Origin of the sequence: Nocardia acidivorans NBRC 108247 (genome assembly GCF_001625085.1) — a bacterium.
GTDB classification, from domain to species: Bacteria; Actinomycetota; Actinomycetes; order Mycobacteriales; family Mycobacteriaceae; genus Nocardia; species Nocardia acidivorans.
Genome location: NZ_BDAW01000008.1, coordinates 87,925 through 108,328, shown reverse-complemented (window position 1 = coordinate 108,328; position 20,404 = coordinate 87,925). Strand labels below are relative to the sequence as shown.

20 protein-coding genes are annotated in these 20,404 nt (G+C 68.0%); 7 read left to right on the top strand and 13 right to left on the bottom strand.

Translation table 11 applies throughout. From position 1 onward, the window contains the following. Positions 1–6 precede the first annotated feature (6 nt). From NA10_RS03355 to NA10_RS03330, 6 genes are read right to left on the bottom strand one after another with little or no spacing between them, the layout of a single operon-like run. On the bottom strand, positions 7–309 hold the full coding sequence (locus NA10_RS03355) for an antibiotic biosynthesis monooxygenase family protein (protein WP_067563152.1): 303 nt from the start codon (positions 307–309) through the stop codon (positions 7–9). Next, the gene (locus NA10_RS03350; RefSeq protein WP_067563150.1) at positions 294–656 is read right to left on the bottom strand and encodes an antibiotic biosynthesis monooxygenase family protein; all 363 of its coding nucleotides are present in this window, start codon (positions 654–656) and stop codon (positions 294–296) included. Before NA10_RS03350 ends, NA10_RS03355 begins: the two co-directional genes overlap by 16 nt. Beyond that, positions 656–1,408 carry an SDR family NAD(P)-dependent oxidoreductase gene (locus NA10_RS03345; RefSeq protein WP_067563148.1) on the bottom strand — a complete coding sequence of 251 codons (753 nt, stop codon included), beginning with the start codon at positions 1,406–1,408 and terminating at the stop codon, positions 656–658. Before NA10_RS03345 ends, NA10_RS03350 begins: the two co-directional genes overlap by 1 nt. Before the next feature lie 48 nt (positions 1,409–1,456). After that, complete coding sequence (locus tag NA10_RS03340) at positions 1,457–1,912, bottom strand: anthrone oxygenase family protein (RefSeq protein ID WP_067563145.1); 456 nt, start codon at positions 1,910–1,912, stop codon at positions 1,457–1,459. Positions 1,913–1,920: 8 nt separating this feature from the next. Then, complete coding sequence (locus NA10_RS03335) at positions 1,921–2,376, bottom strand: SRPBCC family protein (protein WP_067563142.1); 456 nt, start codon at positions 2,374–2,376, stop codon at positions 1,921–1,923. 8 nt (positions 2,377–2,384) lie between these two features. Continuing rightward, complete coding sequence (locus NA10_RS03330) at positions 2,385–3,617, bottom strand: ketosynthase chain-length factor (protein WP_067563139.1); 1,233 nt, start codon at positions 3,615–3,617, stop codon at positions 2,385–2,387. A 209-nt stretch (positions 3,618–3,826) separates the two neighbouring features. Here NA10_RS03330 and NA10_RS39075 point away from each other — a divergent pair, with 209 nt between their 5' ends. The 5 genes from NA10_RS39075 (at position 3,827) to NA10_RS03305 (ending at position 11,128) form a co-directional block, all read left to right on the top strand. Next, a complete protein-coding gene (locus tag NA10_RS39075) occupies positions 3,827–5,629 on the top strand; it encodes an FAD-dependent oxidoreductase (protein ID WP_084514259.1) in 1,803 nt (600 codons plus the stop codon). Between the two features lie 106 nt (positions 5,630–5,735). Continuing rightward, positions 5,736–7,094 (top strand): serine hydroxymethyltransferase, encoded by a 1,359-nt coding sequence (glyA, locus tag NA10_RS03320; RefSeq protein WP_218021436.1) that lies wholly within the window; start codon positions 5,736–5,738, stop codon positions 7,092–7,094. Between the two features lie 54 nt (positions 7,095–7,148). Then, positions 7,149–8,612 carry a multicopper oxidase family protein gene (locus NA10_RS03315; protein ID WP_067563131.1) on the top strand — a complete coding sequence of 488 codons (1,464 nt, stop codon included), beginning with the start codon at positions 7,149–7,151 and terminating at the stop codon, positions 8,610–8,612. Between the two features lie 60 nt (positions 8,613–8,672). After that, on the top strand, positions 8,673–10,022 hold the full coding sequence (locus NA10_RS03310) for an NDP-hexose 2,3-dehydratase family protein (protein WP_067563129.1): 1,350 nt from the start codon (positions 8,673–8,675) through the stop codon (positions 10,020–10,022). A gap of 38 nt (positions 10,023–10,060) precedes the next feature. Continuing rightward, positions 10,061–11,128, top strand: a complete 1,068-nt coding sequence (locus tag NA10_RS03305) for a glucose-1-phosphate thymidylyltransferase (protein WP_067563127.1) — start codon at positions 10,061–10,063, stop codon at positions 11,126–11,128. Here NA10_RS03305 and NA10_RS03300 read toward each other — a convergent pair. From NA10_RS03300 to NA10_RS03285, 4 genes are read right to left on the bottom strand one after another with little or no spacing between them, the layout of a single operon-like run. Further along, the gene (locus NA10_RS03300; RefSeq protein WP_218021435.1) at positions 11,107–12,150 is read right to left on the bottom strand and encodes a Gfo/Idh/MocA family protein; all 1,044 of its coding nucleotides are present in this window, start codon (positions 12,148–12,150) and stop codon (positions 11,107–11,109) included. The two genes, NA10_RS03305 and NA10_RS03300, sit on opposite strands and share 22 nt — an antisense overlap. After that, positions 12,147–13,469, bottom strand: coding sequence for a glycosyltransferase (locus tag NA10_RS03295; RefSeq protein ID WP_067563124.1), 1,323 nt, complete (start codon positions 13,467–13,469; stop codon positions 12,147–12,149). The genes NA10_RS03300 and NA10_RS03295 overlap by 4 nt, the downstream gene beginning before the upstream one ends. A gap of 47 nt (positions 13,470–13,516) precedes the next feature. Continuing rightward, positions 13,517–14,713, bottom strand: coding sequence for a phthiocerol/phthiodiolone dimycocerosyl transferase family protein (locus tag NA10_RS03290; protein ID WP_067563122.1), 1,197 nt, complete (start codon positions 14,711–14,713; stop codon positions 13,517–13,519). A 37-nt stretch (positions 14,714–14,750) separates the two neighbouring features. Continuing rightward, positions 14,751–16,589 carry a TolB-like translocation protein gene (locus tag NA10_RS03285; protein ID WP_157555996.1) on the bottom strand — a complete coding sequence of 613 codons (1,839 nt, stop codon included), beginning with the start codon at positions 16,587–16,589 and terminating at the stop codon, positions 14,751–14,753. A gap of 202 nt (positions 16,590–16,791) precedes the next feature. Between NA10_RS03285 and NA10_RS03280 the strand changes: the two genes are divergently transcribed. Next, positions 16,792–17,037 (top strand): acyl carrier protein, encoded by a 246-nt coding sequence (locus NA10_RS03280; RefSeq protein ID WP_067563116.1) that lies wholly within the window; start codon positions 16,792–16,794, stop codon positions 17,035–17,037. A gap of 58 nt (positions 17,038–17,095) precedes the next feature. Here NA10_RS03280 and NA10_RS03275 read toward each other — a convergent pair whose 3' ends face one another. Continuing rightward, positions 17,096–17,932 carry an ABC transporter permease gene (locus tag NA10_RS03275; protein ID WP_084514257.1) on the bottom strand — a complete coding sequence of 279 codons (837 nt, stop codon included), beginning with the start codon at positions 17,930–17,932 and terminating at the stop codon, positions 17,096–17,098. Next, positions 17,929–18,873: an ATP-binding cassette domain-containing protein gene (locus tag NA10_RS03270; protein ID WP_067563113.1), complete on the bottom strand. Its 945-nt coding sequence runs from the start codon at positions 18,871–18,873 to the stop codon at positions 17,929–17,931. The genes NA10_RS03275 and NA10_RS03270 overlap by 4 nt, the downstream gene beginning before the upstream one ends. A gap of 56 nt (positions 18,874–18,929) precedes the next feature. Between NA10_RS03270 and NA10_RS03265 the strand changes: the two genes are divergently transcribed. After that, positions 18,930–19,499, top strand: coding sequence for a MarR family winged helix-turn-helix transcriptional regulator (locus NA10_RS03265; protein ID WP_245676995.1), 570 nt, complete (start codon positions 18,930–18,932; stop codon positions 19,497–19,499). A gap of 73 nt (positions 19,500–19,572) precedes the next feature. Here NA10_RS03265 and NA10_RS03260 read toward each other — a convergent pair whose 3' ends face one another. Then, positions 19,573–20,394, bottom strand: coding sequence for an alpha/beta fold hydrolase (locus NA10_RS03260; protein ID WP_067563109.1), 822 nt, complete (start codon positions 20,392–20,394; stop codon positions 19,573–19,575). Between the last annotated feature and the right edge of the window lie 10 nt (positions 20,395–20,404).

Below are 20,404 nucleotides of genomic sequence, written 5' to 3'. Positions count from 1 at the left end.
GCTGCCTCAGTACGAGGCGCTGACCTCGAGCACGGCGAATGGTCTGGCCATCCGCGTGTCCTGATAGGGCCGCAGCGCCGCGGTGCTGTCCCGATGCCGCGCGCCGCGCTCCCACACCTGGAACGACTCCAGGTCCTGCCATCTGCTGAGTACGACGAAGCTGCCCGGATCCGAGACCGAGCGCAGCAGTTCGTTGCCGAGCATGCCGGGGACCTCGGACATCTCCCGGCTGACCTCGTGGTACGCCGCGTGCACGGCGTCGCCGTGCTCGGTGAGGTGGTAGACGAGCACCCTCACTTCGCCGCCCATGCGGTCGCCTCCCATTCGGCATGGGTGGTCGCGGTGGCCGCCTCGGTGAGATGCGCGACGATCGTCATGGTCGTCATCGAACCGCCGGAGCGGAACGGGTGCAGATGCTGACGATGCGCGAGATGTCTTGCGCTGGTTTCGAATTCGCGGAAGCGCGGCTCATCGACCCAGTCGCTGACGATGTAGTAGACCCCGGTCTCCTCATCACTGCGCGAGAGCCATTGGCCGCGATTGGCCGGATGCGAGGTGACCCCGTCCCCGATCTGCAGCCACAGCGCCTCGAAATCGGCCTCCATACCCGGGTTGATCTGCATGCGCAGCATGACCCGGAACGTCGCGTCGCTCATCACGAGATCCCGCCGTCCACGTGAATGGTGGCGCCGGTGACGTACCGGGCCAGATCGCTGGCCAGGAACAGCACCGCACCGGCCACCTCATCGGGGGTGCCGAGCCGGCCCAGCGCGGTCTTGGCGCTGTACTGGGCGATCATCGCCTCGCGCGTCTCCTGCGGGCGGGCGTCCAGCTCCTCGGTGTGGATTACGCCCAGGGCCAGGGTGTTGAAGCGAATTCCCTTGCCGCCGAACTCTTTCGCCAGCGAGCGACTCAAACCGCGCAGCGCGTGCTTGGTGGCGGTGTAGTGCGCGCGCAGCGGAATGCCGACCTCGGAGGATTTGGAGCCGATGCTGATCACCGACGCGCCCGCGCCCAGCAGCGGCAACGCGCGCTGGATGACCAGGAAGGTTCCGGTCAGGTTGGTGTCGATGATCCGATGCCATTCCTCCAGCGGCAGTTCACCGAACGGCACGTGGCTGATCGCACCGGCATTGTTGACCACCAGGTCCAGGCTGCCGAACTCCTGCTGCGCCAGCGCCAGCAGCGCGTCGATCTGCTCGGGCTGGGTCACGTCGGCGCGCACCACATGGTGGTTGCCGCCGAGCTCCTTGAGTTCGCGGGTGAGCGAGGCCACGGCCTCGCTGTCCTGCTGATAGCAGGTGATGACATCGACGCCGTTGCGGGCCAGTGCCAGCACGATGCCGCGGCCGCAGCCGCGGGTGCCGCCGGTGACCAGGGCCTTGCGGCCGGACAGATTGAGAGTCATCCGAATTACGCTCCTGTCTGGAAACTTTCGATGGTCGGCCGATGCGTGTCACGCCAGGGCGATGGCCACGCAATTGGCCACGAAGGCGGCGCTCACCAGCAGCGTGCGCCGCCGGTTCCACAGCCCCCAGTTGGTGCGCCGGGCCTGCCAGTCGGCGGGCGGCCGGTGCGGATCGGCACGCTGGACCCATTTGTTCAGCGGCACGTTCTTGGTCAGCGAGATGAGGATGGTGACCAGTGCCGCGGCGGCGGCCAGGCCGAAGAACAGTGCCTGCGTGGCACTTCCGGCGAGCAATACCGCGGCGGTATCGCCGAGTACGGTGCCCAGCAGGCAGGCGGGCATGAACGGGTCGTATCGGGTGGAGAAGAACGCGTGCGTGGTCACGTACTGGTCGGCGGGCAGCGCGCGCATGAGCGGGAAGCCGCCGAGTTCGGTGCCCACGAGTACGCCCGCGGCCAGACCGTTGGCCAGAACCACCAGTGCGAGAACGATATTCGCTGTCACCGCCGCGATCAGCCCGCCTTGGCCACGGACTCGATCTTGTCCTTGATGATCTTCATCTGCTCGGCGGTATTGGTATTGAGCCGATCGGTCATGGCGGCGTCGTCGATGGGCGCCTGCGGGCGCATCTCGAAGTCCTGCACCCAGCGCATCTTGATGCCGCCCGGCACCTCGAGGTACTCCCAGAACAGCGACATGTATTTGAACGGCCCGGTTTCCACGCGCGCGGAGCGCACGGTGCGACCGGCCTTGTTCGGCACCCGCTCGGAGACCCAGCCCCAGACCGTGCCGGTCTCGTCGGGATGCAGGGCCAGTTTGAAGCGGATGACGCCGTCGCGTTCGGACAGGATCTTCGCCTCACCGTATTCGGTGAAAAGCTCTGTCCAGGACTCGATGTCATTGGTCATATCCCAGACCAGGTCCATCGGCGCGTCGATGACGATGTGATTATCGGTGTGTCCAGTCATCGGACTCCTCATTCCCCTCGGGTGTTCGGCCCGCCCAGCAGCAGAGCCGAGGTATAGCCGCCGTAGCCGCGGGCCAGCACGAGCGCGGTGCGCAGCCGGGCCGGGCGCGGGGTCTCCAGCACCAGATCGATCTCACAGCCGGGGGCGAGGCGGGTGGTGGCGGTGGTCGGCGGAATCACCTGGTGGCGCAGCGCCAGCAGTGCGGTGGCCACATCGAGCGAGGAGCCGCCCCCGTAGAGTCGCCCGGTCATGGTCTTGGGTACGGTGACCGGAATCCGCTGCGGGCCGAAGACTCCCGTGATCGCCTGCGCCTCGGCGAGATCGTCCGCGGGCAGGCCCGCGCCGTCGGCGAAGACGACATCGATATCGGCCGGGGCCAGTTCGGCATCGGCCAGGGCTCGTTCGATCACCCGCTGCAGCACCCGCGCGCCCTCGCGGCCGGCGGTGGGGTCGAAGCCCGCCGCGTAGCCCAGTACGGTGCCCCACCGGTGTGCGCGATTGCGCTCATTGGCCGGCTCCACGATGATGACCGCGCCGCCCTCACCCGGGAGCGATCCGCAGGCTTCGGCGTCGAAGGGCGCGTAGGCGCGCTCGGGATCGGGCAATGTGGACAGCCGCCCCGGCGGCAGCTGGGAGACCAGCGCGTACGGGCACATCGCCGAGTCCAGGCCGCCGCTCACCACCAGTTTGGTGCCGGCCCGAATCAGCCTGCGCGACTTGGCGATGGCGTCCAGGCCACCGGCCTGTTCGGCGCAGATCACCCCGCAGGGTCCGCGCATCCCGTGCCGGATGGCGACCTGTCCGGTGGTGGCGGCGTAGAACCAGGCGATGGATTGGTAGACCCCCACCCAGGACGGCCCCTTGTTGTACAGCTTGTCCATTTCGCGCTGGCCGAACTCGGTACCGCTGGACGAACTCGAGGTGACCACGGCCATGTCGTACTCGTCGAAGGCGGCCGGATCCGCCGCCGCATCGGCCAGCGCCGCCTCCGCGGCGTACAGCGCCAGATGCGTCCAGCGGTCGGTCTGCGGGATCAACCGGCCCGGAACCCATTCCGCGGCTTCGAATTCGGAGACCTCGCCGGCGAAGCGCACCGGATAGCCGGACGGATCGAACCGCGTGATCCGGGCGATCCCGGTCTTGCCCGCCAGCACCGACTGCCAGTGGGCGTCGATGCCGAGTCCGGTCGGCGCGGCGACACCGATGCCGGTGACGACCGCTGATTCGGAAGCGCTGCTCATCCGCTCTACCTTCTCGCTCGGCAACCCCACGGATCCGGTTGCTGTGCGAGCAGATTGGCGGTGCGCGCTGGAACGAACCTGGAGTGGCACTGGAGCAGCGCCGCCGGGCGGGCCACGACTGTAGTTGCGGCCGAGCGTCATTCGAGCCCGACCGGCGACTATGCCTGGCGCGCGGAAGGATTCGCGGCCATCGGGTGAGGAGAACAAGGATGACCAGTGACCGGACATACCCCGTTGTGATCGTCGGAGGCGGTCTCGTCGGCCTCTCGGCGGCGTGTTTCCTGGCCTGGCACGGGGTGCACAGCCTGGTGGTGGAGCGGCGCGAGACGCTGTCGAGCCAGCCGCGCTCACGCGGGATCAATCCGCGCACCATGGAGTTGATGAGCGAAATCGGTCTGGCGGAACGGATTCGGCAGACGGTCTCGGCGCGGGCGCTGCGCGCCAATACCGGCATCATCGCCATGCAATCGCTGGCCGGGGCCGAGATCGGCGCGCTACGCGAAGGCTATGTCGCCGAGGTCGACGGCGAACTGGGCGAGCTGACACCGGCGAGCTGGTGCCTGTGCCATCAGGGTGAGCTCGAGCCACTGCTCGCCGACCATGCCCGCGAACTCGGCGCGCTCATCGAATTCGGTTCCGAGGTCGTGGATCTCACCCAGGACGCGGAAGCGGTGCGACTGCGGGTGCGGGACCGTTCGGGGACCGAGCGCGAGGTGCGCGCCGCCTATGTGATCGCCGCCGACGGTGCGGGCAGCACGGTCCGGCAGCTGCTCGGGATCGATTTCGAGGGCGAACAGACATTGGGGCACTTCATGAATGTGCATTTCCGGGCCGATCTGCGCGACCAGCTCGGGGATCGCCGGTTCATCATGGCCTATACCTTCGGCCGCTATCGCGCCGCGCTGCTGCCGATCGACAATGCCCGGGACTGGCTGGTGCACGTCATGTTCGATCCGGCGAGTGAGACGCCGGAATCGTTCACCGAGGACAGATGCGCCGAGGTGATCCGCACCGTCACCGGGGTGCCCGATCTGGAGGTGAGCGTGCTGGGTGCGGGGGCCTGGCGGTCCGCGGGCGCGGTGGCGGCGCGGCTGCGCCGGGGGCGGGTACTGCTCGCCGGGGACGCGGCGCATGTCATGCCGCCCAGCGGGGCGTTCGGCTCCAATACCGGAATCGCCGACGCGCACAACCTCGCCTGGAAGCTGGCCGCGGTGCTGCGCCGCACCGCCGGGGACGAACTCCTGGACACCTATGCGACCGAACGCGGCCGAGCGGCGGCGGCCACCGTGCGCCAGGCCGTACTGCGCTCGATGGACCGCCCGCGCATGGCGCATGAGGATCCCGCTCCGCCGAACCCGGCGATCATCGCGGACGAACTCGTCTGGTTCGGCCCCCGCCAGCACGACGACATCACCACCACTCCCCCCAACACCACGGCGACCACGGCCACGTCGCCCACCCCGGCCACCCCAGTCACCCAGGCCACCCAGGCCACCCAGGCCACCCAGGCCACCCAGGCCACCCAGGCCACCCAGGCCACCCAGGCCACCGAGGATGGGGCGAATCCCGGTGTACCCGAGGATATCTGGCCCACCGCGCTCGACGGTTCGGTCGGCACTCGCGCCCCGCACGTGCCCGTGCTCGAGGCCGGGCGCGCCATCTCCACCATCGATCTGTTCGGTGCGGAGTTCGTACTCTTCGCCGGGGCCGAGGGCGCCGCCTGGTTCGAAGCCTGCGCGCGGGTGGCCGATCGGGTCGGGGTGGCGATCCGGCGCTATCGCATCGCCCCCGGCTCCGAGCTGCGCGGTCCGGTCACCCGGTATCGCGGGGTGCCGCTCACCGACTGCCTGCACGATCACAAGGCGCTGTGGCATCAGGCATACGGGGTCTCCGAACGCGGTGCGGTACTGGTCCGCCCGGACGGTGTAGTCGCCTGGCGCACTTCGGAATCCACCGACAATGCCGCCGAGGAGTTGACCGCGGTGCTGCGCCGGGTCCTGCGCACGCACTGACCCGGACCCTCGACCACGCCGCGAGCAGCGCGCGATCGAACCGGCCGAGACTGCCGGGCAGCGTCGGCCGGATCGGTAGTGCCGACACCGAATCCGGAGGTGTCCCATGCGCACTGCCTCGATGCGCAATGGCTCATTGCGCGCGCTCGCGCTGGACGGGGTGGACCGGCTCGAAGCCGGTGACCCGGAACTGTTCTCGCTACTGGAACGCGAATACCTGCGTCAGCAGGACACTTTGGCCATGATCGCCTCGTCCAGTCTGGCCGACGTCTCGGTGCTGGCCTGCGAATCCACCCCGGCCAGCAATGTGACCACCGAGGGGTATCCGGGCCGGCGCTATCACGCGGGCTGCGCGGTGATCGACGATATCGAGCGCCTGGCCATCGCCCGCGCCAAGGAGCTCTTCGGCGCGGATTACGCCAATGTGCAACCGCATTCGGGCACCGGCGCGAATCAGATCGTCATGACCGCGCTGCTGCGCCCCGGCGATACCGTGCTCGGGCTGCGCCTGGACGCCGGCGGTCACCTCACGCACGGTGCGACCGCCTCGTTCTCCGGCACCTACTTCACCGGTATCGGCTACGGCCTGGACGAGCACGGCTTCATCGATTACGCCGAGGTCGCCGAACTGGCCCGCACACACCGCCCCACCCTCATCATCTGCGGGGCCAGCGCCTATCCCCGGCTCATCGATTTCGAGCGGTTCCGGGCCATCGCGGACGAGGTGGGCGCGTATCTGCTCGCCGATATCTCCCATATCGCGGGTCTGGTGGTGGGCGGGCGGCATCCGAGCCCGGTGCGGGTCGCGCACTTCACCACCACCAGCACCTACAAACAGCTCTTCGGTCCGCGCGGCGGGCTCATCCTGATGGGTCCCGATGCGAACGCGCCCTCACCGGGCCGCGGCAAAACGCTCGCGGGCATGTTGCAGCACGGCGCTTTCCCGTACTTCCAGGGCACCCCGCGCATCAATACCATCGCCGCCAAGGCACGCGCCTTCGCCATGGCCGCGACCCCGCAGTTCCGCGACCTGACCGGCCGCATCCAGGACGATGCCGCCGCGCTGGCCGCGGCATTACAGCGCTGCGGGTGGGCGATTCGCACCGGCGGCACCGACAATCACATCGTGCTGGTGGATGTGGCCGCGCGCGGTCTCACCGGCGCCATCGCCGAACGCGCCGCCGAATCCTGCGGAATCGTGGTGAACCGCAACAAACTCGACCGCGACGGCTACTCGGCACTGGTCACCGGCGGGGTGCGCCTGGGCACCAACAGTCTGGCCGCGCGCGGGATGGGCGTGCGCGAGATGGCCGAGTGCGCCGCCCTCACCGATCAGGTGTGGAGCGCCACCGAACCGATCAGCGAGACCGAATACCACCTCGATCCGGAGATCCGGTCCGAGGCCGAACAGGCCGTGCTGTCGCTGTGCAAACGGTTCCCCCTGCCCGCCGAACTCTTCGGCTGATCCGGTTCCAGCCCGGCTCCAGCGCCGCACGAGCGGGAGGGGCCATGCTGCCTCGTGCCTACCAGACACGATCGCAAGACGGCCCTTTCCAGGCGAGACGCCCTCAAGTTGGCGGCGACCGGCGCGGTGGCGCTCACGCTCGCGGCGTGTGAGAACGCCACCGGCGCAACCGAATCCACCGCCACGACCACCCCCGCGGCCACCGGCCCGTTCGCACCGGCGCTGCGGATTCCGCAGATCCTGAAGCCGACGCACACCTCCGGCGATACGGACTATTACGCGCTCGCGGCGAAGACCACCGAGACCGAGATCCTGCCGGGGGTGCGCACCAAGGTGCTGACCTACGGCGACACCCTGCCCGGACCCACCATCAAGGCCACCCGCGGCCGTACGGTGGTGCTGACCCAGTACAACAGCCATACCGAGCCGATCAGCACCCACCTGCACGGCGGGCATGTCCCGGTGTCCCAGGACGGGGTGCCCTGGGACACCATCGAACCCGGTAAGGATCGGGACTACCGCTATCCCAACACCCAACCGGGCGCGACCCTCTGGTACCACGATCACTCGCATATGACCGAGGCCGAACACGTCTACCGCGGCCTGGCCGGCATGTATCTGCTGGACGATCCCGCCGAACAGACGCTCGGCCTGCCCACCGGCGAGTACGACGTGCCGATCATGCTGCGGGACGCCCAATTCGACGATGCCGGGCAGCTGGTCTTCACCATGGGCGGTTTCAAGGACCGCAAGACCCTGCTGGTGAACGGCACGCTGCCACCGCATTTCGAGGTCGCGGCCCGCAAGTACCGGCTGCGCTTCCTCAACTCCGCCAATGAGCGCGGTTTCAAACTCTCCCTGGGGGATGCGGTGCCGATGCAGATCATCGGTACGGACGGCGGACTGGTGCCCGCGCCGATCACGGTCACCGAATTCTATCTCTGGCCGGGCGAACGGGTGGAGGTGGTGGTGGATTTCGCCGCGCATCCGGTGGGAACCCAACTGGTGCTGAACAATTCGATCGGCGAGGTCGATGCGGTGAAGTCGGTCATGCGCTTCGACGTGACCAGATCCGCGACCGACGCGAGTGTGGTCCCGGCCGCCCTGCGGCCCGCGCTCGACCTGGGTGCGCCGACGGTGGAGCGGCAGCTGGTCTTCAAATTCGATCTGGCCATGGGCATGTATCTGATCGACGGGAAGATGTTCGACGAGAATCGGATCGATCAGCGAATCGCCCTGGGCGCCACGGAGATCTGGACCATTCGCAATGACGATCTCAAACCCTCGATTCCACACAATATGCATTTGCATCTGACACACTTCACCGTGTTGGATCGCAATGGAAAACCCGTCGACCCCGCCGAGACCGGCCCCAAGGACACCGTCACCACATTGCCCGGCGATACGGTCCGCATCAAGGTGAAGTTCACCGAAAATGCCGGTAAAACGGTGTATCACTGCCATCTGCTGGATCATTCGGCAATGGGCATGATGGCGGTTATGGAGATCACCGCCTGATCGGATCGAATTCGAGTCAGCTCCCACAGGCGCTCCAGCCCGTCCCGGTGCAATCTGTTTATGATCGATCAGCTGCCGGAGTTCTTCGCCTGGTTCGACAAGTGCCGGGAACGCAACGACTACGAGGTCCGCCGGATCGGGCTGGACGATGCGCCGGGATGGCATATCGAGCCCCGCACCGGCGATCTCAGCCATGAGACCGGAAAATTCCTCTCCGTGCGCGGCGTCGAGATCGACACCGACCACCGCGATACCGCGCACTGGCGGCAGCCGATCATCCTGCAACCCGAGACCGGTATCCTCGGCATTCTCGTCACACGCGTGCGGGGTGCCGTGTACTGCCTGATGCAGGCGAAGATGGAGCCGGGCAACATCAATCTGCTGCAACTGTCCCCGACCGTCCAGGCCACCCGTAGCAACTACACCAAGGTGCACGGCGGCAAATCCGTGCCCTATCTGGAATATTTCACCGATCCCGCACCGGGCCGGGTGCTGGTCGATGCCATGCAATCCGAACAGGGCGCCTGGTTCCTGCACAAACGCAATCGCAATATGGTGGTCGAGGTGACCGGCGATATTCCGGTGCACGAGGATTTCCATTGGATTCGCCTGGACTGTGTGGCGCGGTTGCTGGTGCGACCGCATGTGGTCAATATGTCCGCACGCTCGGTATTGGCCGGAATGGTGTTGCTCTATCCGGAATTATCGGTCGCCACACCGTATTCCGGTCCGGCCCGGCATTCGCTGGGCGCGGTGCTGAGCTGGCTGCGCGATGCCCGGGCCCGCTATCGGCTGACCCAGAGCCCGATCCCGTTGCGTGCGGTGCCCGAGTGGAACTGGGTGGACGGCACGCTCGAACACGAAGCCGGACTGCACTTCTCGATCATCGGCGTGGATGTGCGCGCCAGTAATCGGGAGATCACCCGCTGGTCCCAGCCGTTGCTGCGGCCGATCGCGGCGGGCGTGATCGGTTTCGCGGTACGGCATTTCGACGGTGTCCCGCATTTCCTGGTGCACGCGCGCACCGAGGCGGGTACCCGCGAGGTGGTGGAGATCGGTCCGACCGTCGCCGCCATCCCCGCCAACTACACCGGACTGCCCGCGATCCGCCGCCCGCGCTATCTCGACGCCCTGCTGACGGCGGCTCCCGGCGCGGTACTGGTCGACGTCCTGCACTCGGAGGAGGGCGGGCGCTTCTACCGCGCCGAAAACCGTTATGTCATCGCCGATCTCGGCCCCGCCCTGGGCGAATCGGTACCACCGGACTACCACTGGGTGAGCCTGCCGCAACTGGTGGAACTGGCCCGCTACGGCAATCTGGTCAATATCGCGGCCCGCTCACTGCTGAGCTGCCTGCTGGCCACCACCCTGGGCCTCGAGGCGGCCGCGGCCGACCTGGCAGTCCTATAACCCATTGCGCCGGATCAGCGAGTACCGAAGGAGTTTCGATGAAGGGGTTGGTGCTGGCAGGGGGGCGCGGCACGCGATTGCGGCCGATCACCCATACCTCTGCCAAACAATTGGTCCCGATCGCGAACCGCCCGGTCATCTTCTACGGGCTGGAGAGCCTGCGCAGCGCCGGGATTCACGAGGTCGGCATTGTCGTCGGCGATACCGCCGCGGAGGTGCGGGCCGCCATCGGTGACGGTTCCGCCTTCGGACTGCGCGTGACCTATCTGCCGCAGCAGGCCCCCATGGGCCTGGCGCACGGCGTCCTGATCGCCCGGGACTATCTGGGCGAGGACGATTTCGTCATGTACCTCGGGGACAATTTCATCGTCGGCGGCATCGCGGAGACGGTGCGCACCTTCGGTGCCGAAACCTGTGATGCCCGACTGCTTTTGGCCAAGGTACCCGATCCCACCCAGTTCGGCGTCGCCGAGATCGACGAGAACGGGGTGGTGCTGGGCCTGGCCGAGAAACCTGTCCGGCCGCGCAGCGACCTGGCGGTGGTGGGGGTCTACCTCTTCCGCGCGAGCATCCACGAGGCGGTGCGCGCCATCGAACCCAGCGACCGCGGCGAACTCGAGATCACCGATGCCCTGGACTGGCTGCTGCGCACCGGGCGCACCGTGCGCTCGGATGTGATCACCGGTTTCTGGAAGGACACCGGTAGGGCCGCGGATCTGCTGGCGTGCAATCAGATCGTGCTCGACGGCATTCACCGCGATGTACGCGGCAGCGTCGACGCCGACACCACCGTCACCGGCCGGGTGGTCATCGCACCGGGTGCGCGAGTGCACCGCTCCCGACTGGTGGGACCGCTCATCATCGGACCCGGCACGGTGGTGGACCACAGCTATGTGGGCCCGTTCACCTCGGTGGGCCGGGACTGCACGGTCACGCACAGCGAACTGGAGGGGTCGATCGTCATGGACGGCTCGGCCATCACCGGCATTCGGCGGATTCAGGATTCGCTGATCGGACGGGATGTGCGCGTCGCCCCCGCCAGCGGCGTCGCGCACATCCACCGCCTGGTACTCGGCGATCACAGTCAGGTGGAACTCGCGGTCTGAGCGCCCACGGCCCGGACCCGGTCCAGCAACCGGGCCCGGTCCAGCACCGCGGCCGCGGTATCGCCGACCCCGCCGGGATCCACATCCACGCCTACGCCCGCGCGCACCGCGTTCACGAAGGCGCGCAGCGCGTTTCGGAACTGATCGTCGGGCCGCCCCGGCAAAACCCGGCGCTGCGGGGCGAATATCTCGATACCCGGGGTCACGTCCGGGGGCGGGGTGAACGCCCGGTCGAGCACCAGATGCCCACGACTGCCCCAGATTTCGTAGGCGCAGCGATAGCCGTGATCGAAGCCGAACTCCAGCTGCGCCGAGACCCCGTCGCCATTGACCAGCAGAGCCGCGCCGTGCACATCCACCCCGGTGGCCGGATCGAGTGCGCGCATCGCCCCGGCGACCGACAGCGGTCCGGGCACCAGTAGCTGCGCCGCGGCGATCGGGTAGACCCCGACATCCAGCAGTGCGCCGCCCCCCAACTCGGGCCGGTAGCGAATATCGTCCGCCGCGCGCGGGGGAATGCCGAATCTGGCGGTGATCGAGCGCAATTCGCCGATCTCACCGCTCGCGATCAACTCCCGGACCCGACGGTGCTGGTCGTGGTAGCGGAACATCAGGTTCTCGCGCAGCAGCAGCCCGCGCCGGCGCGCGTCGTCGAGCAGAATGCGCGCCTGGGATGCGGTGGCGCAGAGCGGCTTCTCCAGCAGGACGTGTTTCCCGGCGGCCAAAGCCCTTGTCGCCCAGTCGAAGTGCATACCGGTCGGCAGCGGGATGTAGACGGCGTCGATATCGGTGCGCGCCAGCAGCCGGTCATAGCCCACCACCGGGGCACAGTCGAAGGCCGTCGCGAATTCGCCGGCCTTGTCCGGCTCACGGCTGGCCACCGCGATCAGCTCGGCACCGGGGGTCAGCGCCAGCGCGGGAAGGGTGCGCCGCCAAGCGATCTCGGCACAGCCGAGCACTCCGAAGCGCACCCGGTCGCGCACCGGTTCCGGGTCCGCCACCGTCTCCCGCACCTGACTCACCGCGGTCGCACCGCCGTCGAGTAGCCGCGCGCGAGGACCGGTCGCACGATCGGTGCGCGCTCCTCGGCCAATCTGCCGATCAGCGCGGCCGCCTCCCGGGGCGCGTCGTGCCGGGCGTACTCATTGGCCATGCGCAATGCGGCCTGCCGGAAATGCGGTTCGGTCAGGATGGCGTCCACCGCGCGGAGCAGCACGACCGGACTGGGCTGTTCGGTCCGCAGATCGATACCCGCACCGCACCAGCTCACCCGCCCGCACACCTCCGGCTTGTCATCGAGTCGGCCCGAAACCACCAGCGGCAGTGCGTGTGTCAGCGCCTGCTGGACGGTGCCGTAGCCGCCGTTGCACACCACCACATCCACCTTGGGCAGCAGTTCGTGATACGGCACGAACGAGGCCACCCGGACATTGGACGGCAATTGCTCGCTGCCGACCTCGGTGCCCGGCCCGCCGGTGGTGACCACCACCAGCGCATCGGTCTCGGCGAACGCCTCGATGGCCCGGCTCATCAGCACCCCGCGCCCGCGCGCGGTGGTGCCCTGGGTGACCAGGATGACCGGACGATCGGTGTCCAGCTCGGCGTACCAGGCCGGAAGCAGGTGCGGGCGGGTGGGTTTGGGAATGAGGGCTCCGACGAAGTGCACCTGCGGGGCCACCCGCCGCCGCGGATACTCGAAGGACGGCACCGACGCCTGGAGGAACAGATACGGCGTCACCCGCTGTCCGCGTGCGGGCGGCAGCCCCAATCGCGAACGCAGCCTGCTCATCTGGATCTCCACCCGGCCGAAGGTGGCGGCGAAGGCATTGCGCCCGGCCACATCATCGCGGCGGCGGGTACCGCCCGGCGGCGCCGGATGCCAGCCCTTGCCGAACGGCGGCAGCTCGGGATCCGGAATCGACATGGGCGACTGCGAAATGGTCGCCCACACCACCCCGTGCACCTCGTGCAGCAGATTCGCCGCCCACATGCCCGAGTCCGCGAGCAGGATCGACCCCGGGTCGCGCTGGAATTCCGCTGCCAGATCGTGGAATTGCCCCTCGCAGGTATCCGCCCACACATGCTCGAGGAACCACGCCCGGCGAGCCACCGGCGCCATCGCGACGATCTGCGGATTGTCGAGTTCCATCCGATCGAAGTCGACGAAGGTTCCGCGCCGGGGCGGGAGATAGCGAGCGCCCGCCTCCTCGACGGTGCCGCGATAGGCCGGGCCGGTGTACCAAGACACCTCGTGCCCGCGCCGAATCAGCTCCCGGACCAGTGGAACCATGGGGTTGACATGCGCGCGCGCCGCGTGGGTCGCCAATACCAAGTGTGCCATGGGTCGATGGTTGGCGCGCATGCTCGACTGCCACTCGAAGCACCGGCTCAGCCCAGCTCATTCAGTATTTTGCCGAGCAGATCCACGCGCCGGCGCGCACTGGCGGCGGATTCGCCCGGCCGGGTGAGGAATTCGATGCTCAGGCGGCCGTCGGCGGTGTGCATGACGTACTCCCCCGGCGGTACCGCGCCCGGGCGCGGTGGTGCCGGGAAATCCGGCGGGTTCACCGTCATGGCGGCCCGGAAGTCCGACAGCGTCAGCCCCGGCGGTTCCGGGAACGGTGGAATCGGCCCCCAGTTGGTGGCCCGCACCAGTTCGACGCCCGGTACCGCCGGATCCGGCCCATGCAGGGCCGTGCGCTCGATATCGCCCGCCGCCAGCTGACGTTGCAGATCCGCGGCCACATCGGCGGCCAACTCCAGCAGGCCCGAACGCTCCACGCGCGCACGGTAGTCGGCGAATCCGATGACATTGGTGCCGCCGGTCGCGCCGACCGACGGGCGCAGTCGTGAACGCAGATCCACCGCGTACAGATAGCGCAGCGCGGTCAGCGGCACCCCGCGAATTCTGCTCTCCGCCAGCAGGATCGCGGCCGAGGCCACCGAATTCACGGTCAGGCCGGTCATTCTGGTGTAGTCGATGAGCGCCGCGGTGCGCGCCACGCTCAGGTGCGCGCGATCGGTGTGCAGCGCCCGGCTGCCCTGCCGCGGCACGGGTTCGACGGCGGGCGCGTCATGCGGCTCCGGCGGCGCACCGGTCAACAGCGTCTCGACCGAGTGCGGATAACCCCGCATCGCGCCGAGCGCGGCCGCGCCGCCCTCGGGATCACCGTAGGCCCACCACAGTTCACCCAGCAGCGCCAGCGAGTGCCGGGCGTCGGCGATGCTGTGATGGGTCAGCAGGATGACCCGGGTGCGATCCCAGCCGCGCACCACGTGCAGCACGCCCAATGCCCGGTACTGGTCCGTCTCGACCTCCACCGGTGCCCGGGCGGGATCATCATGCACCACCGTCATCGACCAGCGGGGTTCGGCGGGTGCGGTGATATCGAAGCGCGCACCGTCCCGGGGCAGCAGCGCGGCGCGCAGAATCGGATTGCGGGTGCGCACCGCGTCGAAGGCCAGGGCCAGACGCGCCAGCTCCAGCGAGCCCGCGACCAGCACCGAATACCCCACGTACACTTCGGCTCTGGTGAAACCCAGCTCACTCGGTGCGAGCGGTCGAACCGATACCGTGGTGGTCACCGCGGCTCTCCTCTCCTCGGGATGCGAACGGTGTGCCTCACCACACGAAGGTGCGGGCCTGGGTCGAGGTGGTCTGCACCGCGGCCCCGTACACCGCCTTGGCCGTGACCGTATGGGTGATGCGGTAGATCTGCCCGAAGGCCGAAGTGGGCTGGAAGTCCAGTCGCTCCCACAGGTGGTCGAGGCTGCGGGCGCCGGTGCCGGTGGTGGTCCAATCCACCTGCAGCGCCGAGCCTTCCGAATGCACCGTGGCCTCCGGCGGCTGCCCGGTGACCGCGAAACCCTCACCGAAGAAGTCGATGCGCCACGACTCGGTCAACTCCATCGAGTCCGGTATCGGCCGCTCCGGAGCCGCGGCCGCGATCGCGTTGCTGCCCAGGAAGGAGGCGTAGTAGTTCAGGTACGGCACCACCGCATAGGAGCTGCCGCTCAGATTCACCGTGCCGCGACCGCTACTGCTGAGGAACTCGTTGCGGCTGGGCCGATTCGGCGCCTCGTGCGCGGGCGCCGCGGCATCGGAGGCCACCCCGCCGGTGCGCAGATACACCTGGGCGTAGCCGCCGGTGTCCGCGCCGAGCATATCGGTGGCGAAGGACAGATAGGCGACCACGCGCGCGTCCCGGTTCGGCACCGCCCACCAGTTCTCGCCATTGTTCTGTTTGCCCGCGGGATTGGTGCTGATCAGACTCAGCTCACCGGTTCTCAGATCGCGGTAGTAGGTGCTGTAGCGCCCGGACGGCGCGGCGGGCAGCAGATTGGTGGCCAGTGAGGCGAAGATGACGCCGTTCCCGTCGCCGGTGAGCGAGGTCCAGGTGGACTGGCCGTTCCCGGGTGCGCCCGTGCTGTCGTGATCGATGGCGATGGTGCGGTTGCCGGTGAGATCACGAATATAGGAGTGCGCGGTGTGATCACCCGGATGCTGCGCGGCTTGCAGATTGTCCGCGTGCGAGGTGAACGCGACGTAGCGCCCGTCCCGGGTGATGGAGGAGCCCACGGCGATATCGTTGCCCTGAACCCCGGTGTCCCCCACGCTGATCCGGGTGGTGACCCCGGTGGTCAGGTCCCGGGTGAAGACATCGCTGGCGCCATTGGTGTCGCCGGGTACCAGATTCGAGGCCAAGGAGGCGAAGGCCACGGTACGGCGCTGATCGTCGATGGACGCGCCATAGCTCAGGCCATTGGCGAGCGCACCGTCCATGGCCACGTTCACCAGGCTGGTGCGCCCGGTGTCCAGATCGCGCAGGAAGATATTCCAGGTGTCGCCGACCCGCTCGGGCACCAGATTGGTGGCGCGGGACATGAACACCACATGCTTGCCGTCCGAGGACATCTGGGCCTGGATGGCATCCTGGTTCGACGGTTCCCCGGCGGCATTGGCATCGACCAATACCGTGGTGCCGCTGCGCAGATCGCGGAGATAGATATGCGCGCGACCGTTCGTGCCGGGCGCCAGATTGCCCGCGTCGGAGAAGAAGAGCACATGGTTGCCGTCCGCGCCCAGCATGGGATCCCAGCTGCCCTGATCGGCGGAGTCGCCGCGCGCCCCGACATCGACCTGGATGGTGCTGGAATGGCGCACATCGCGCAGGTAGATATGCGATTTACCGTTGGGGACAGGCGAACTCACCAGATTGGTCGCCTTGGAGGCGAAGGCCACCAGGTTGCCGTCCGCGTCCACCGAGACCCGAATACTGTCCGCGTTCCCGGGTTTGCCGTCCACGCCGATACTGATCAGCGCGGGCGAGACGCCCAGCGTCGCGGCGCCGGAGTCCTTCTTGGATTCGGGCCACAGCGCGATCGCGAGCGTGACCGCCACGATCGACGCCGCCACCGCTGCGATGCGATACCACCTGGTCCTGGCTGCTGTGCCGGTCACCGTTTCCTCCTCGCCAGCGAAATATCCGCGGTGCCCACCGCATTCGCCAGATTGGCGGGGGCCGGTGGAGGAGGACTCGAATTCCGGCCGATGCCGCGCTCGAACGCCGGGTCGCGGGTATCCGTCCCGCCTCCAGCAGCGCACGAGGTGGATATCCCACCCTCGCACCGGCACCTGCCCGATTCGTAGGAAGCGTTATCTCATGATCACAATCGACGACCTCCGCCGCATTCTGACCCAGAGCTCGGGCGAGGACGAGAACATCGACCTCTCCGGCGATATTCTCGACACCTCCTTCGAGAACCTGGGTTACGACTCACTCGCCCTGATCGATACCGCGACCCGGATCAAGCACGAATACGGCATCGAGATCGACGATGAGGCCATCGCCATCGATATGACGCCGCGCACGCTGTTGGACGCGGTCGCCAGGCTGGTGCGCGGCTGACCCGCGCCCGGAATGACGATGGCCCACCGGTTTTCGAGCCGGTGGGCCATCGTCGTGTTCACAGCCGCCGGTAGGCGTTCAGAGCCACCGTGCCGCCGATGCCGGTGAGCACCGCGGCCCAGCCCAGCGAGCCCAGCAGGTACCAGGTGCGCGAATGCTCGAGCACCGAGGTGCTGATATCGCTCTGCAACAGATACCGCAGGGTGTCGGTGAACACCGTGATCGGCTGGTACTTGGCGAAGCCCTGCAACCAACCCGGCAGTGTCGCAACGGGAATGAAGGCGCTCGAGACGAACAGCAGTAGGAAGCCGGGCAGCGTCAGCGCGTTCACCGTCTCGGCATTGCGGGTGCTGAGCCCCATGGCGGCGAATACGCTGAAGAGCCCGACCCCGATGGCCAGCAGCAGCACCAGGAAGAGCACCAGATTCAGTGCGCCGGTGTGGAATCGGAAGCCGATGATCACACCGGTGACGATCACCAGGGCGTGCGCCACGAACTGGGTCAGCGTATCGGCCAGCGCGCGGCCCGCCAGCAGGGCCGCCCGCGGCGAGGGCAGAGACCGGAAGCGATCCACAATGCCGTCGGCGGCGTCCTGGGACAGGCCGGTGGCGCTCTGGAAACCGCCGAACACGATGTTCTGCACCAGCATCGCGGGCACGATGTAGTCCACGTAGGTCATGTTCTGGATGGGGATGGCCCCGCCGAACACGTACCGGAACAGCGCCAGGAACAGGATCGGTGAGGTCACCGCCGCGATGGCGGTCTGCGGGGTGCGCACCGTACGGATGAGCTGGCGCTTGGCCAGCGCCAGCGAATCGACGAAGAAGGCCGAGACCGGGAGCGAATTGCCGCCGGGCCGAGCCGAACCGGTGTCCGCGGCGAGTTGGGTGGTCATCGCAGCGCGCCTTTCGCGTCGGTGAGGGAGAGATAGACGTCTTCCAGGGAGGGCGCGCGCACGCCGATATCGGCGATCGAAATCCGCGCGTCGTCGAGCAGCCGGACCGCGGTGGCCAGACCGCTGCTGCCCTCGGCCATGCGAATCACCACCGAGGTGGTGGCGGTGTCGATCTCGGGTTCGCCGGCACTGATTCCGGCGAGCAGACCGCCCGCGCGCGCGAGGTCGGCATGGTCCTCGATTACCACGGTGATCGCCGTATGTCCGAGCCGGGCCTTCAACTCGGCGGTCGTACCGTGTGCTATCACGGAGCCATGCTGGAGGACGACGATATCCCGAGCGAGGTAGTCCGCCTCCTCGAGCGCCTGGGTGGTGAGCAAAACCGTGGTGCCGTCCGCGGTGAGGTCCCGAATCAGCCCCCAAAGCTCCAGGCGCGCAACGGGATCCAGACCCGTCGAGGGCTCGTCGAGCAGCAGCACCGAGGGGCGGCCGACCAGACTGGCCCCCACATCGAGACGCCTGCGCATGCCGCCCGAATACGTCCGCACCGGTCGGTCTGCGGCATCGTCGAGCGAAAGCCGCTCCAGGATCTCCCGGGCGCGCACCCCTACGGTGGCCTTTCCGAGTCGATAGAGCGTGCCCACCAGTTCGAGATTCTCCCGCCCGGTGAGCGCGTCGTCGATGGCCGCGTGCTGTCCGGCCAAGCCGATCTGACGCCGCACCGCGACGGGTTCGCGCACCACATCGTGCCCATTGATGACCACCCGGCCGGAGTCGGGGGCGAGCAGCGTGGCCAGAATTCGGACCAGTGTCGTCTTGCCGGCGCCGTTGTGCCCGAGCAGTCCGAGCACCTCACCCTGGGGCACCGCCAGATCCACTCCGGCGAGCGCGGTGACTTTTCCGAACGATTTGTGTACCTGATGTACTTCGATTGCGTTCATGTCTCGGAGTATTCTTCCTTGCATGGGCCAAGTATCTGCAACAAAAAGGTGTCTGCATGAATGCAACAAACCATAGCCCGGGTTCCCCGGACCCGTCAACGGATCTCGAACACCATCCACTGCGGTCGACGCTGCCCGCGGGAATGAGCCGGGAACAGCTCGAAAGGCTCGCGCAGGGCCACCATGTCTATCGGGAGTATCTGTCCGCGCAGGTCGTGGTGAGTCAGGCGCTGGCCCAGGCGCTCGGGCTCGGGGCCACCGATTTCTTCGGCCTGAACCTGATCCAACTGGCCGGTTCCCTCACCGCCGGGGAACTCGCCCACCGCACCGGTCTGACCACCGGCGCGGCCACTCGCCTCATCGACCGGCTGGAGCAGGCCGGGTTCGTCAAGCGGGTGCGCGATGTGGTGGATCGGCGCAAGGTCGTGGTCGTCCCCTCCAACGATCGCGAGCAGGAGATCAACGGCCTGCTCGCACCGGTGCGCACCAAAATGGGCGCGGTGTTCGCCGGCTATGACGCGGCGGCGGTGGCGACCGTGTTCGACTACTTCACCAAGGCGACGCCGATCCTGCGCGAGGTCGCCCAGGAACTGCGAGAGGTGGAGACACCGAGCAGAACCGAGTGAACGCACGCGGAATCGACGGCGCCGGTCGCGAATCCGGCGGACCGCGCGCGAAACCGTCCGAACCGCAGCGCCTTCAGTCCGCCAGCAGCTCGCGCAGGCGGAGTGCGAACGCCGCGGGATGCGTCGCGGCGCCGGCGTGCCCACCCGGGAAGGTCACCGGTTCGGCGCCCAGTGCGCGACCGAGCGCGAGCGCGGTATCGGCGGGCAGCGATCCGCCCGAGGCCGCACCGACGCCGACCACGATGCGAATCCCGGTGGCGCGCAAGGCGTCCAGATCGGGTTCGTAACCGCAGATCGGCACCAGCCGGTGTGCGAGGAAGGTATCGGCATTGTGCCGGACCCGTTCGAGCCGCTGCCGGAGCGACTCGGCCGCCTCGGGACTTTCCGGTACGGCCGCACCGTTTCCAGGTCGACCGCCCAATCCGGCCCCGGTGACGAAGCGGCCCATGGCCGCGGCGGCGCCCTCGCGCCGATAGATCCGGTAGACCTCGTCGTACAGCCACCGCCGCGGATCATCGGCGGCGAGCAGGGCGAAGGTCGCCGGTTCATGGGCCACCACGGTCCGCACCATTTCGGGATACGCCGTCGCCAGCGCCAGGGCGATCGGCACGCCCGCACTGGTGGCGAAGACATCGGCCGGTCCGTCGGTGACCGCGCGCAGCACCCGGTGGGCGTCGTCGACTTCGCTCGGCACCGTATCCGGGCGTTCGTGCGCGATGCTGCGTGAGATGCCGCGCGGATCGTAACCGATCACGGTGTACCGATCGGTCAGCTCCGCCGCGATGCCCGCCAGATCGCGGGCGTCATCGGTGCCGCCGCCGATGAGCAGCAGCGCCGAACCGGAACCGGCGCTCTCGTAATAGATTTCGGCTCCCGGCACGGCGAGAACGCTCATCCTGGGCACT

What these genes read in the sequence shown, in the direction of transcription:
- NA10_RS03295 (WP_067563124.1), bottom strand. Translation starts at nt 13,469, where the DNA reads ATGGCACACTTGGTATTGGCGACCCACGCGGCGCGCGCGCATGTCAAC.
- NA10_RS03270 (WP_067563113.1), bottom strand. Translation starts at nt 18,873, where the DNA reads ATGAACGCAATCGAAGTACATCAGGTACACAAATCGTTCGGAAAAGTC.
- NA10_RS03330 (WP_067563139.1), bottom strand. Translation starts at nt 3,617, where the DNA reads ATGAGCAGCGCTTCCGAATCAGCGGTCGTCACCGGCATCGGTGTCGCC.
- NA10_RS39075 (WP_084514259.1), top strand. Translation starts at nt 3,827, where the DNA reads ATGACCAGTGACCGGACATACCCCGTTGTGATCGTCGGAGGCGGTCTC.
- NA10_RS03355 (WP_067563152.1), bottom strand. Translation starts at nt 309, where the DNA reads ATGGGCGGCGAAGTGAGGGTGCTCGTCTACCACCTCACCGAGCACGGC.
- NA10_RS03275 (WP_084514257.1), bottom strand. Translation starts at nt 17,932, where the DNA reads ATGACCACCCAACTCGCCGCGGACACCGGTTCGGCTCGGCCCGGCGGC.
- NA10_RS03350 (WP_067563150.1), bottom strand. Translation starts at nt 656, where the DNA reads ATGAGCGACGCGACGTTCCGGGTCATGCTGCGCATGCAGATCAACCCG.
- glyA (WP_218021436.1), top strand. Translation starts at nt 5,736, where the DNA reads ATGCGCACTGCCTCGATGCGCAATGGCTCATTGCGCGCGCTCGCGCTG.
- NA10_RS03310 (WP_067563129.1), top strand. Translation starts at nt 8,673, where the DNA reads ATGATCGATCAGCTGCCGGAGTTCTTCGCCTGGTTCGACAAGTGCCGG.
- NA10_RS03280 (WP_067563116.1), top strand. Translation starts at nt 16,792, where the DNA reads ATGATCACAATCGACGACCTCCGCCGCATTCTGACCCAGAGCTCGGGC.
- NA10_RS03305 (WP_067563127.1), top strand. Translation starts at nt 10,061, where the DNA reads ATGAAGGGGTTGGTGCTGGCAGGGGGGCGCGGCACGCGATTGCGGCCG.
- NA10_RS03265 (WP_245676995.1), top strand. Translation starts at nt 18,930, where the DNA reads ATGAATGCAACAAACCATAGCCCGGGTTCCCCGGACCCGTCAACGGAT.
- NA10_RS03345 (WP_067563148.1), bottom strand. Translation starts at nt 1,408, where the DNA reads ATGACTCTCAATCTGTCCGGCCGCAAGGCCCTGGTCACCGGCGGCACC.
- NA10_RS03260 (WP_067563109.1), bottom strand. Translation starts at nt 20,394, where the DNA reads ATGAGCGTTCTCGCCGTGCCGGGAGCCGAAATCTATTACGAGAGCGCC.
- NA10_RS03335 (WP_067563142.1), bottom strand. Translation starts at nt 2,376, where the DNA reads ATGACTGGACACACCGATAATCACATCGTCATCGACGCGCCGATGGAC.